Origin of the sequence: Pseudomonas sp. NBRC 111143 (assembly GCF_001320965.1) — a bacterium.
Taxonomy (GTDB): domain Bacteria; phylum Pseudomonadota; class Gammaproteobacteria; order Pseudomonadales; family Pseudomonadaceae; genus Aquipseudomonas; species Aquipseudomonas machongensis.
Genome location: NZ_BCBT01000003.1, coordinates 1 through 12936, shown reverse-complemented (window position 1 = coordinate 12936; position 12936 = coordinate 1). Strand labels below are relative to the sequence as shown.

Below are 12936 nucleotides of genomic sequence, written 5' to 3'. Positions count from 1 at the left end.
GGCCGCAGGCGACCGGGGAGTCAGCGAAATCGGTTGAGACCAGGTCAGGCGCGGCGCAGGGAGCGCTGCTCGATCCGGCCTTGCAGGCGATACAGATAAGCGAAGCCCTGTTCCCAGCGCTCGTGACCGGATTTGACGTTGATGTGCCCGGCATTGCTCAACAGCCCCGCTTCCGCCCCCCAGGCCTTGGCCAGGTACAGTGCACGCGGCACGCTGACGGCCGGATCGTTGTCCGAGCTGACCACCTGGCTGGGGAACGGCAGCGCGTGCAGCGGGATGGGCGCAAAGTTGCGCAAGGCCGGCGCGCAGGTCGGCCGTTCGACGTCCGCTGGCGCCACCAGCAGCGCCCCTCGCACCCGGCGCAGCAGCGCAGGGCTGGCCTGCGCGGCCCAGTGGGCGACGGTGATGCAGCCCAGGCTGTGGGCGATGAGGATCACCGGCGAGCGTTCGGCGGCAATCGCCTGCTCGAGCGCCTGCACCCAGTCGCGCCGCTGCGGGGTGAGCCAATCTTGCTGCTCGACCCGGGCGCTGTTGGGCAGGCTGCGCTGCCAGTGGCTTTGCCAATGATTGTCTGGCGATCCTTGCCAGCCCGGCACAATCAGGTAACGAATCGACTCATTGCGCATGGGGACGCCTCCTTGGAAGTTTGCGTGCTTGGGAACCAAGTATAGGGAGGCAGTTATATTCGTAAAGGAATAAGAAGCTATTTATTAATAACCATAATCAAGTTAATTGCACGCCCCTTTGCAGGAGCGGGCTTGCCCCGCGATGACGTCCGCCTGGGCAACATCGTCGCCTGCTCGGACGCCATCGCGGGGCAAGCCCGCTCCTACAGGGAGGTGCATAAAAAAAAGGGCCATCCCCTGCCAAGAGAAATGGCCCTGAAGCACTTGCCTGAAGAGGGTATTGCCGATCAACGCGCGGTGATCACCGCCAGCTTGCTGATCCCGGCACGTTCGATGGCCGCCATCGCCCGCGCCACTTCGCCGTAGTTGACACCGTCGTCAGCCTGCAGCTGTACACGCACATCCGCGTCCTTTTCCCTGGCCGCCTTGAGGTTGGTTTCCAGCAGGTCCGGCTGGATCTCATCCTTGTTGATGAACAGCTTGCCGCCGCCATCGATGCTCACCACCAGCGGGTCTTTCTGCTCCACCGGCGCGACGGCCTCGGTCTTGGGCAAGTTGATCGGGATGGCGTTGGTCAGCAGCGGCGCGGTGACGATGAACACCACCAGCAGCACCAGCATGACGTCCACCAGCGGCGTGACGTTGATTTCACTGAGGACTTCGTCGCTGTCCTGGGTCGAGAACGCCATGTCAGGAAGCCTCCTTCACCGGCTGGCCGAAACCGGCCTGGGCTTTTTGCAGGGTCGGGTGAACCAGGACGCGGAAGGCACTCTTCTGCGCCAGGCTGTAGAAGTCGTGGGCGAAGTCGTCGAGGTCGGCAGCGGTCAGCTTGAGGCGACGCAGGAAGTAGTTGTAGACCAGCACCGCCGGCACCGCGACGGCGATACCCACGCCCGTAGCGACCAGCGCCGCGCCGATCGGGCCGGCCACGGTTTCCAGGCTGGCGGAGCCGGCAGCGCTGATGCCCTTGAGCGCTTCCATGATGCCCCACACGGTGCCGAACAGACCGATGAACGGCGAGGTGCTGCCAATACTGGCGACCACGGCCAGGCCGGTTTCCAGCGAACGACGCTCACGCACGATCTGCTGGCGCAGCGCGCGCTCGAGGCGGTCCTGATGATTGATCGCATGGCTCAGGTCGGCCGCCTGGCCCGGCTCACCCACGGCGATGGCGGCATAACCGGCCTGGGCGACGCGGGCCGCAGGGCCTGGCTGCTCGTGGCTGATCTCGGCCGCCGAGTCGAGGCTTGAAGCGGCCCAGAACTGGGCATGGAAGCGCTTGTCCTGGTTCTTCAGCCGCACGAACTGCACGACCTTGACCAGGGCCAACGCCCAGGTGACCACGGAAAAACCAACCAGCAGCCAGATGACGGCGCTTTCAACGGATTCGAGAGGGGATGCCAACAGGCTCATGATGAAGTCTTCCTATGTTCGGTTCGATGGCGCGAGTTAACGAAGCTTGAAATCGATCGGGACGCTGACCCAGCCCACCTGGGCCACGTCACCCTGCTTGGCCGGCACGAAGCTCCAGCGCTTCACCGCAGCCAGCGCGGCAGCGTCCAGGGCATCGCGGCCGCTGGTCTTCTGGATCTGGATCTGCCCCGGCTTGCCGCTAGGCAGTACCTCGACCCGCAACAACACGGTGCCTTCCCATCCACGGCGCTGGGCCAGTTGCGGGTATTCCGGCGCCGGGTTCTTCAGGTATGCGGCGTTGGCTGAAGCGGGCGTGACCGGTGCCGGTGCTGGTGGTGCAGGTGCCGGAGCAGGCGGTGCAGGCGCTGGGGTCGGTGCCGGTGGCGGCGCCTCGACCGGCTTGGGCTGCGGCTTGGGTATGGGCTTTGGCACCGGTTTTGGTTTAGGTACCGGCTTCGGTGCAGGCTTGGCGGCCAGCTCATCGACCACCGGCGGTGGTGGCGGTGGCGGCTCGACCACAGGCACAGGCGGTGGCGGCTCGACGACCGGCGGCGCCGGGGCGGCGAACTCGATGGTCATCGGCGGAATCTCTGGCGGAATCACCGGCAGCTCGGGGGTTGGTCGCTGACTGACCCAGTAGGCCGCAGCGCCATGCAGGACCAGCACCAGCAACCCCAGCGCCAGCTTGTCGCGACGCTTGAGACCACTGACCGGCGTGCGCTGCAGGCGCAGCTGCGCCAGCGGCAGGCGAAGCGTGCGTCCAAGCTCGACCAGGTCGCCCGGGGCCGGGCGCCATGGCTGGTCGTAGGCCCTCGCGGCCGTCTGGACATTACCCATTGAATCGACTCCTGGAAACGTGATGCAGGTCTTCGGACCTTGGCCGGTCCTCGTGGCTGAATCATCCATTCCAGAGGCTTATCTCTGAAAGTAATGTTTAAAATTAAAGCTATGCCTTTATCGAATATAGGATTTTAGGGGTTCCCGCAAAGCCGCGTGGCACAAGGGCTGTAACGATGAGCGGGGAAAATCATGCACGTGCGGCATGCAAAATATTCGTGGAAGGTATCGAAATCCGGCGAGGGCTGCGCCCTCGATCGCGGGGCAAGCCCGCGCCTACAGGCACAGCGCTGTCCTTGAATCCGAGGGGAGCCTGTGGAGCGGGTTTATCCGCGAAGGGCCGCGCAGCAGCCCCGACCTTCGCCCAGGCAATAAAAAACCCGGGCTGCAAACCCGGGTTTTTCATACACACGGCAGCTTAGATATCCGCCACCTTCTGCCAGACCTTCGGCCGGAAGAACAGGGTCTCGCCGCGCGCAAGCCCGGTCAGGCTGTCGTGGTCCTTGACCACTTCAGCCTCGATCAGCTCGCTCTGCCCCTCGACCTTCAGCGTCACTCGGGTGGTCGCGCCCAGCGGGCGAATGTCGCGGACTTCGGCAGCGTGGTGGCCCTCGGTCTCATGGCGCGACAGCGACACCTCGTGAGGACGGAACAGCACATGGTTGCCCTCGCTCAAGGCCAGGCGGTTGGAATCGCCGAGGAAGTGGTAGACGAAGTCGTTGGCCGGTTTCTCGTACACCTCGCCCGGCGAGCCGATCTGTTCGATTACGCCCTTGTTCATCACCACGATTCGGTCGGCCACTTCCATGGCCTCTTCCTGATCGTGGGTGACGAACACCGAGGTCAGGTTGATATCCTCGTGCAACCGCGCCAGCCAGCGGCGCAGCTCCTTGCGCACCTTGGCATCGAGGGCGCCGAACGGCTCGTCGAGCAGCAGCACCTTCGGCTCCACCGCCAGGGCACGGGCCAGGGCGATACGCTGGCGCTGGCCCCCCGACAACTGCTCGGGATAGCGGTCGGCGAGCCAGTCGAGCTGGACCATGTTCAGCAACTCATGGACCTTCTCGGCGATCTTGCTCTCGCTCGGACGTTCGCCCTTGGGTTTCATGCGCAAGCCGAAGGCGACGTTGTCGAACACGCTCATGTGGCGGAACAGCGCATAGTGCTGGAACACGAACCCGACGTTGCGATCGCGCACATCGTGGCCCGAGACGTCCTCGCCGTGGAACACGATGCTGCCGTCATCCGGCGTCTCCAGGCCGGCGATGATGCGCAGCAGGGTGGTCTTGCCGCAGCCGGAGGGGCCGAGCAGCGCGACCAGCTCACCGCTGTGAATATCCAGGTTGATGTTGTTCAGGGCCTGGAAACTGTTGAAGCGCTTGCTGACGTTACGAACTTCGATCGACATGACTTATTCCTCCGCTGCGCTGTGGCGCAGGCGGTTAATACGGTTCTCGCTCCACTGCTTGAGCAGCAGGATGAAGAGCGCCAGGATCAGCAACAGGCTGGCCACACTGAAGGCCGCGACATGGTTGTACTCGTTGTAGAGGATCTCCACATGCAGCGGCAAGGTGTTGGTGACGCCGCGGATATGGCCGGAGACCACCGACACCGCACCGAACTCGCCCATGGCCCGCGCGGTACACAGCACCACGCCGTAGATCAGGCCCCATTTGATGTTCGGCAGAGTGACATGCCAGAACATCTGCCAGCCGTTGGCGCCCAGCAGGCGCGCGGCCTCTTCCTCTTGCGTGCCCTGCTCCTGCATCAGCGGGATCAGCTCACGGGCGACGAAGGGCACGGTGACGAAAATGGTCGCCAGCACGATGCCCGGCAGGGCGAAGACGATCTGGATATCGTGGTCCTGCAGCCAGGGGCCGAGCAGGCCCTGGGCGCCGAACATCAGCACGTAGACCAGGCCAGCGATCACCGGCGAGACCGAGAACGGCAGGTCGATCAGGGTGACCAGCACGCTCTTGCCGCGGAAGCTGTACTTGCTCACGCACCAGGCGGCGCTGACCCCGAACACCAGGTTCAGCGGCACCGAGATGCCCACCGCGAGCAGCGTCAACTTGAGCGCCGAAAGCGCGTCAGGCTCGAAGATCGCCTCGAAGAAGGTGCCGAAGCCATTCTTCAGCGCCTGGGACACCACGATCACCAGCGGCAGCAGCAGGAACAGTGCGAACACCAGCCAGCCAAGGCCGATCAGTACACGGCGCGAGGTGGCGCTGCCACGGCGGGCAGCATTGGCGGCGGAGCTTGCAGTTATGGATGACGAAGACATGACCGGGCCTCCTTCAAGGGGTTTCGATGCGCCGCTGAAGCAAGTTGATCAGCAGCAGCAGGATGAAGGAAACCACCAGCATCAGCACGCCGATGGCCGTGGCGCCGGTGTAGTCGTACTGGTCGAGCTTGACCATGATCAGCAGCGGCAGGATCTCGGTCTTCATCGGCATGTTGCCGGCGATGAAGATCACCGAACCGTACTCGCCCACGCCACGGGCGAATGCCAGGGCGAAGCCGGTCAGCCAGGCCGGCAGCAGTGCCGGCGCCAGCACATGGCGGAACACCTGCAACGGCTTGGCGCCCAGGCAGGCGGCGGCCTCCTCGACCTCACGCGGGATGTCCGCCAGCACCGGCTGCACCGTACGCACCACGAACGGCAGCGTGACGAAGGTCAGGGCCAGGGTGATGCCCAGCGGGGTGTAGGCGATCTTGAAGCCCAGGTCGGTGGCGAACTGGCCGACCCAGCCCGCAGGTGCGTACAGGGCAGTCAGGGCGATACCGGCGACGGCGGTGGGCAGGGCGAACGGCAGGTCGATCATCGCTTCGATGATCTTGCGCCCGGGGAAGGTGTAGCGCACCAGCACCCAGGCCAGCAGGGTGCCGATCACGCCATTGATGATGGCGGCGAACAGGGCGGTACCGAAACTCAGCTTGAGCGCCGCGATGACCCGCGGTGCACTGATGATGTTCCAGAACTGCTCCCAGGTAAGCTGCGAGGCATGAATGAACATGGCCGCCAGCGGTATCAGCACGATCAGGCTGAGGTACACCAAGGTGTAGCCCAGCGTCAGCCCGAAGCCGGGTATGACGGGGGAGATGCGACGTGACATAAATATCCCTGGTTGAACGCACTTGGCCCGGAAGAATCCCGGGCCGGTGCAAACTTTTGAATCCTGGGGCTGCTGCGCAGCCCATTCGCGGCACAAGGCCGCTCCTGCAGGGATCGCGTTCCCCTGCAGGAGCGGCCCCGCTGTCCTCGGGCCTTACTGCGCCTGGTAGATCTGGTCGAACACACCGCCGTCGTTGAAGAACTTCGGCTGAGCAGTTTTCCAGCCACCGAAGTCCTTGTCGATAGTCACCAGGTCAAGTTTCGGGAACTGCTTGGCGAATTCGGCGGCGACTTTCTCGTCACGCGGACGGTAGAAGTTTTCCGCAGCGATCTTCTGCCCAGCAGGGCTGTACAGGTGTTTCAGGTATTCGGTGGCGATCTCGGTGTTACCCTTCTTCTCGGCGTTCTTGTCGACCACCGCCACTGGCGGCTCGGCGAGGATCGACAACGACGGCACGACGATCTCGAACTTGTCGCTGCCACCGTCTTCCTTCAGTGCCAGGAAGGCTTCGTTTTCCCAGGCCAGCAGGACATCGCCCTGGCCGTTGTTGACGAAGGTGATGGTCGAGCCGCGTGCACCGGTATCCAGCACCGGTACGTGCTTGAACAGCTCCTGCACGTACTCTTTGGCCTTGGCTTCGCTACCACCGGACTTCAGGCCATAGGCCCAGGCGGCCAGGAAGTTCCAGCGCGCGCCGCCGGAGGTTTTCGGGTTCGGAGTGATGACCGAGACGTCTTTCTTGACCAGGTCACCCCAGTCCTTGATGCCTTTCGGGTTGCCCTTGCGCACCAGGAACACGATGGTCGAGGTGTAGGGGGTGCTGGCATCCGGCAGACGGGTCTGCCAGTTGTCCGGCAGGGTCTTGCCGAGCTTGGCGACTTCGTCGATATCGCCAGCCAGGGCCAGGGTCACCACGTCGGCGCGCAGGCCGTCGATTACCGCGCGGGCCTGCTTGCCCGAACCGCCGTGCGATTGCTGGATCTTCACCTTGTCGTCCGGATGCGTCTGCTGCCAGTGCTTGATGAATTCGGCGTTGTACTGCTGGTACAGCTCACGGGTCGGGTCATAGGACACATTGAGCAGTTCGTAATCCTTGGCGATGGCGGAACCGGCAAAAACGGCACTGGCCAGAGCGGCGAGCGCATAACGGCGGATGGACATGGTGAAGCTCCCGATTGGCATTTTTTCTAGTTGGATGTGTCGGAGTCAGCCGGACTTGTTGCCGGGCTGCTGCAGGCGGAATTTCTCCTTGCGCTCGATCTGCACGACCTGAGCGTTGTGCACGGTGATCTCCACTGCACCGAAGCGCAGGTCGCGCAGCGCGCTCTGGATTTCACGCAGAATGGTGGCTTCGTCCTGACCGTCGATGCTACGCAGAGATGCACTCATGCTCGTTCTCCATTGAGTAAGGGTGCCGGGCAGAGGAAGGGGATTGCGCCTGGCTTGAGGGCAATCTTAGTGATGGCGGGATATTCTTAAAAATACTGTTTAAGAATGTTTATATAACTGAATTACTGAACAGCCCAGTAGGTGGCTGTGGGAGCGGGCTTGCCCGCGAATGCCGTAGTGCAGCCACTGTTGCATTCGCGGGCAAGCCCGCCCCTACAGGGGGGGCGGGCTTCAGTTCTGCGCCTGCGGCTCACGGATCTTGTACCAGGCCACGTACAGCGCCGGCAGGAACAGCAAGGTCAGCAGCGTTGCGCTGATGATCCCGCCAATCATGGCGTAGGCCATCGGGCCCCAGAACACCTCGCGAGCAATGGGGATCATCCCCAGGCTGGCCGCCGCGGCCGTGAGCAGGATCGGCCGGCGCCGATGGTTGGTCGCCTCGACCACCGCGTCCCAAGGTGAGTAGCCCTGGGCCTCGAATTCGTCGATCTGGGTCACCAGGATCACCGAGTTGCGGATGATGATGCCGATCAGCGCAAGAATCCCGAGGATCGCAACGAAGCCCATCGGCGTTCCCGTCGGCACCAGCGCCAGCACCACGCCGATCAGCCCCAGCGGCGCGACGCTGACCACCAGGAACAGCTTCTGCACGCTGTGCAACTGGATCATGAGGAAGGTCGCCATCAGGAACAGCATCAGCGGCACCACCTGACGGATCGGGCCCTGGGCCTTGGCGCTCTCCTCCACCGTGCCGCCCGTGGCCACCTCGTAGCCCACTGGAAGCTTGCTGGCGAACTCGTCGATCTTCGGCTTGAGCTGCGCCACCAGATCGGTGGGCTGGATCTCGCCGGCCACCGAGGCCTTGATGGTGATGGTCGGTTTGCGGTCGCGGCGCCACACCAGCGGCTGCTCCAGCTCGTAGCGCACGGTGGCGAAGGCCAGCAGCGGAATCGACGTGCCGTTGGGGGTGAGGATCTGCAGGTTCTGCAGGGTATCCGGCGAGCCACGCTCGCTGTCCTCGGCACGGGCGACGACATCGATCAGGTAGATGTCGTCGTTGACCTGGGTGATCGGCACACCACTGACGATGCTGTTCATCACATTGGCCACGTCTTCGGACGACAGCCCCAACTGGCGGGCCTTGTCCTGGGCGATCTCGACCCGCAGCACCTTTCCGGGCTCGTTCCAGTCGTAGATCATCTCGCCGATGTGCTCGTTGCTGTCGAGCAGGGTGGCCAGCTCGATGGCATGGCGGCGCACCTGGTCGATATCCTTGCCGCTGACCCGATACTGGATCGGCCGCCCCACCGGCGGGCCCATTTCCAGCGACTGGACGTTGGTGCCGATGCCGACGAAGTCCTTGTGCAGGCGCTCCTGCAGGCGCGCCATCAGCCCGCCGCGCTCCTCCAGGCCTTTGCTGACGATCACGAACTGCGCGTAGTAGGGGTTCTGCAGTTGCTGGTCGAGAGGCAGGTAGAAACGAATCGCGCCCTGGCCGATGTAGGTGCTCCAGCTGACGATGTCCGGATCGTCCTTGAAGGTCGCCTCCAGGCGATCCACCGCCTTGCGGGTTTCTTCGATCGAGGCGTTCTGCGGCAGGTTGAGATCGACCAGGATTTCCGGGCGGTCCGAAGATGGGAAGAATTGGTTCTGCACGAAACGCATACCCACCACCGACAGGATGAACAGCACGATGGTGCCGATCACCGTGATCCAGCGATGGCGCATGCACCACAGCAGGCCATGCTCGAAGGCGCGCCCTACCCTGCCCGGCTCGGTCTCGTGGGCCTTGACCTTCTGGCTGTTGAGAATGTGCACGCCCAGCACCGGGGCGAAGAACACGGCGACGATCCATGACACCAGCAGCGCCACGGCGATCACCGCGAACAGGGTGAAGGTGTACTCGCCGGCAGAGCTGGCGTTCAACCCGATCGGCACGAAGCCGGCCACGGTCACCAGGGTGCCGGTAAGCATGGGAAACGCGGTCGAGGTGTAGGCGAAGGTCGCGGCCTGCTCCTTGGTTTCACCCATTTCCAGGCGCGTGACCATCACCTCCACGGTGATCATTGCATCGTCCACCAACAGCCCCAGGGCGATGATCAACGCCCCAAGGGAAATCCGCTGCATGGTGATGCCGCTGTACTCCATGAACACGAAGACCATCGCCAGCACCAGCGGAATCGAACAGGCCACCACCAGCCCTGCGCGGATACCCAGGCTGATGAAGCTCACCACCAGCACGATGACCACCGCTTCGAACAGGGCACTGGTGAAGCCGCCCACAGCCTTCTTCACCACCACAGCCTGGTCGGAAACCGTATGCACACCCACGCCCACCGGCAAATCGGCGGTGATGCTGGTCATCTTCTCCTTGAGCAACTGGCCGAACACCTCGATGTTGCCGCCGGCCTTCATGCCGATCGCAAGGCCGATCGCCGTCTCGCCGTTGTAGCGGAACATGGGTGCTGGCGGGTCGACGTAGCCGCGCTCGATATTGGCGATGTCGGCCAGGCGGAAGAAACGGTCATTGATGCGCAGGTTGACGTTCTGCAGATCCTTCTCGGAGGCGAACTGTCCGCTCGTGCGCACCGAGATGCGCTCGGGGCCGGCCTCTATGACCCCGGCGGGCGTGACGGCGTTCTGCGACTGCAGCGCCTGCATCACCTGGCGCTGGTCGATACCCAGGGCTGCCAGCTTGCGGGTGGAGAAGTTCAGATAGAGCACTTCGTCCTGGGTGCCGATCAGCTCGATCTTGCCGATATTGGGTACCTCGCGCACCTCGGCGCGCACCTGCTCGACGTAGTCGCGCAACTGACGCAGGGTCAGGCCGTCGGCAGTGAAGGCATAGATAGAGCCGAACACATCGCCGAATTCGTCGTTGAACCCCGGCCCCTGGATGCCCTCGGGGAATTCGCCGCGGATGTCCTGGATCTTCTTGCGCACCTGGTACCAGATGTCGGGGATGTCCTTGGCCTTGGTGGTGTCGCGCAGGTACACGTAGACGGTGGACTCACCGGGGCGGGTATAGCTTTTCACGTAGTCGAGCGAGTCCAGTTCCTCGAGCTTTTTCTCGATACGGTCGGTGACTTGCAGCAGGGTCTCGTCCTGGGTCGCGCCGGGCCAGCGGGTCTGGATCACCATGGTCTTGATGGTGAAGGAAGGGTCTTCCTCGCGGCCCAGGTTGAGGTAGGAAAACACGCCCATCAGCAGGCTGACGAACATCAGGTACCAGACGAAGGACTGGTGCCTGAGGGCCCATTCGGAGAGGTTGAAGCTTCCTTTCATCGTGCGTCCTCGTCGAAGGTGACCTTCTGGCCAGGCTTGAGGCTGTTGACACCGGCGGTCACTACCCGCTCGCCGGGCTGCACACCGCCTGCCAGGACGATGCTGTCATCGGTGCGCTCGAGCAGGGTGATGTCGCGGGTAGCCACGGTCTTCTGCTGCGGATCGACCACCCACACCTGGGTCTTGCCGTCACGCTCGAGCAGCGCGGTGGCCGGCAGCTGGCTGCGCGGGGTCACCGCCGAGCTCAGGGTGACGCTGATCGCGGTACCGAGGTGGAAGCCGTTGGGCGTGCTCGCCAGGCTCAACCGTGCACGCCGGGTGCGGGTGGTGGCGTCGGCCTGGGGCTCGAGCTCGCGCAGGGTCGCGGTGGTATTGAGGCTCGGGTCCAGTTGCGAGGCGACCGTGAAGGTCAGCGCCGGGGTCAGTTGTTCGGCCAGGTGGATCGGCAGGTCGATGACCGCCTCCTTCACATCCGGGCGCGCCAGGGTGACGACCTCCTGCCCGGCGCTGACCGTCTGCCCGGCTTCAGCGCGCCAGGCGGTGACTACTGCTGCGTGGTCGCTGCGCAGGGTGCTGTAGTCGAGCTGGTCGCGGGCCTGGCTGAGCGCAGAGCGCGCCTGTTCGAGCGAGGCGCCGGTGGTCTTCAGGTCGGTCTGGGCGATGTCCAGCTGGGCCTGGGCGCCGACGCCGCGGTCATACAGCTGCTGCTGGCGGCGGGCATTGGCCTGGGCGTTGATCCATTGCGCCTGGACGCGCGCCAGGTCGCCTTCGGCGGCGCGCAGCTGGTTCTGCTGGTCGGTGGGATCGAGGGTGGCCAGGGTGTCGCCCGGTTTTACCTGCGCGCCCACGTCCACCCAGCGCCGCGCAATGCGCCCGGACACTCGGAAGCCCAGAGTGCTTTCGAAGCGTGCCTGGATGGTGCCCGCAAAGCGACCGAGCTGCGACTGCATCTGTGGCTCGACCAGAGTCGAGAGCACCGGCCGTACGGGCTCGGGCGCCGGCTCATCGCCCTTGCAACCGGGCAGCAGGGTGGCTGCGGCAAGTAACACCAGCAAGGGTTTCATGGCTCACCTCCGGGGCTCTTGGCGTCGACTTTCTGCACCTGCATACCCGGATGCAGCAACTGGCCACCACTGACCACCACGGTTTCGCCGCTTTTCACGCCGTCGCTGATCACGATGCGCCCGGTGAGATAACGCGCCACCTGGACCTTGCGCAGTTCGACCTTGTCGCCCTCGCCCACCACCCACACCGCCGGCTCATGCAGCGCCTTGGTCAGCGCCGACCAGGGCAATTCGATGCTTGGGCGCCCTTGGGCGTGAGCCGTGGCGGTTACCGGCGAGCCCAACTGCATGGCAGCCGGCACGTTACGCAGCGCCACCTTGACCTGCACCGTACCGCTCTCGGCAGACACCGTCGGGGTGATCTCGCGCACCCGTCCTTCGGCCTGTACCTTGGGGTTATCCACAAGCCGGACGATCACGCCTTCGTCGCTGGGTGGCGACACCAGCAGCGACTCATAGACGTTGAAGACGGCATCACGATCGCCGTCGGTGGCCAGGCTGAAGATCGGCATGGTCGCCTGCACTACCTGGCCAACCTCGGCCTGGCGCGCGGTGATCACCCCATCCGCCTCGGACACCAGGTCGGTGTAGCTCAATTGCTCGCGGGCATTGGCCAGTTGTGCCTGGGCCGCCTTGAGCGCGCTCTGGCTGCTGCGCAGGGCAGCTTCAGCCGAGTCGTATTCACTCTGGCTGGTGTAGCCCTTGGGCAACAGTTTCTGCTGACGCACGAAGGCGGCGCGGGTCTGGGTGACCCTCGCCTGCTCGGCGAATACCTCGGCCTTGGCTGAGTCGACATTGTTCTGCAGGTCTTTCGGGTCCAGGCGCGCCAGCACCTGGTTAGCCTTGACGTGGTCGCCCACGTCGACGCTACGGGCGATGATCTTGCCGCCCACGCGAAACGAAAGGTCGGTCTGAACGCGCGCCTGCACATCACCGGTGAGGGTGACGTTGGCGGCGAAATCGGTAGGTTCGACCCGTGCCACGCCGACGCGTGGCAGTTCAGGGCTAGACGCCTGTTCCTTGCAGCCTGACAGCACTGACAACAACCCCAGGCAAACGACCAACAGCGCACGCGTAAACGTCATGCAGGCTCCTTGCTTGCGCGCAAATGATTCGTGGGATGCGACTGTCAGCGTAGTCCAGGGTTCAATAAACGGCACTGGTGGGGTTCGGCTTTGGATCGGCGGGGAAGCCTTCGCGGGTAAA

At 64.0% G+C, this 12936-nt stretch carries 12 protein-coding genes; all 12 read right to left on the bottom strand.

The features are described 5' to 3' along the window. Positions 1–44: 44 nt before the first annotated feature. The 12 genes from APH44_RS02440 to APH44_RS02385 all read right to left on the bottom strand — a co-directional run bounded on the left by APH44_RS02440 (position 45) and on the right by APH44_RS02385 (position 12815). A complete protein-coding gene (locus APH44_RS02440; protein ID WP_054891105.1) occupies positions 45–626 on the bottom strand; it encodes an alpha/beta hydrolase in 582 nt (193 codons plus the stop codon). A 287-nt stretch (positions 627–913) separates the two neighbouring features. Next, positions 914–1315, bottom strand: coding sequence for a biopolymer transporter ExbD (locus APH44_RS02435; RefSeq protein WP_054891104.1), 402 nt, complete (start codon positions 1313–1315; stop codon positions 914–916). Between the two features lies 1 nt (position 1316). Beyond that, positions 1317–2039 carry a MotA/TolQ/ExbB proton channel family protein gene (locus APH44_RS02430; protein WP_054891103.1) on the bottom strand — a complete coding sequence of 241 codons (723 nt, stop codon included), beginning with the start codon at positions 2037–2039 and terminating at the stop codon, positions 1317–1319. Between the two features lie 36 nt (positions 2040–2075). Then, positions 2076–2876, bottom strand: a complete 801-nt coding sequence (locus APH44_RS02425; RefSeq protein WP_054891102.1) for an energy transducer TonB — start codon at positions 2874–2876, stop codon at positions 2076–2078. A gap of 418 nt (positions 2877–3294) precedes the next feature. Continuing rightward, positions 3295–4284: a sulfate/molybdate ABC transporter ATP-binding protein gene (locus tag APH44_RS02420; RefSeq protein WP_054891101.1), complete on the bottom strand. Its 990-nt coding sequence runs from the start codon at positions 4282–4284 to the stop codon at positions 3295–3297. A gap of 3 nt (positions 4285–4287) precedes the next feature. Further along, positions 4288–5160, bottom strand: a complete 873-nt coding sequence (cysW, locus tag APH44_RS02415; RefSeq protein WP_054891100.1) for a sulfate ABC transporter permease subunit CysW — start codon at positions 5158–5160, stop codon at positions 4288–4290. Positions 5161–5173: 13 nt separating this feature from the next. After that, positions 5174–5992, bottom strand: coding sequence for a sulfate ABC transporter permease subunit CysT (cysT, locus tag APH44_RS02410; protein ID WP_054891099.1), 819 nt, complete (start codon positions 5990–5992; stop codon positions 5174–5176). Between the two features lie 153 nt (positions 5993–6145). Beyond that, a complete protein-coding gene (locus APH44_RS02405) occupies positions 6146–7153 on the bottom strand; it encodes a sulfate ABC transporter substrate-binding protein (protein WP_054891098.1) in 1008 nt (335 codons plus the stop codon). A gap of 45 nt (positions 7154–7198) precedes the next feature. Beyond that, positions 7199–7381, bottom strand: coding sequence for a sulfur starvation response protein OscA (oscA, locus tag APH44_RS02400; RefSeq protein WP_016489716.1), 183 nt, complete (start codon positions 7379–7381; stop codon positions 7199–7201). A gap of 231 nt (positions 7382–7612) precedes the next feature. Continuing rightward, positions 7613–10666 (bottom strand): efflux RND transporter permease subunit, encoded by a 3054-nt coding sequence (locus tag APH44_RS02395; protein WP_054891097.1) that lies wholly within the window; start codon positions 10664–10666, stop codon positions 7613–7615. After that, a complete protein-coding gene (locus tag APH44_RS02390) occupies positions 10663–11730 on the bottom strand; it encodes an efflux RND transporter periplasmic adaptor subunit (protein WP_054891096.1) in 1068 nt (355 codons plus the stop codon). The genes APH44_RS02395 and APH44_RS02390 overlap by 4 nt, the downstream gene beginning before the upstream one ends. Next, positions 11727–12815, bottom strand: coding sequence for an efflux RND transporter periplasmic adaptor subunit (locus tag APH44_RS02385; RefSeq protein WP_054891095.1), 1089 nt, complete (start codon positions 12813–12815; stop codon positions 11727–11729). Before APH44_RS02385 ends, APH44_RS02390 begins: the two co-directional genes overlap by 4 nt. Positions 12816–12936 lie beyond the last annotated feature (121 nt).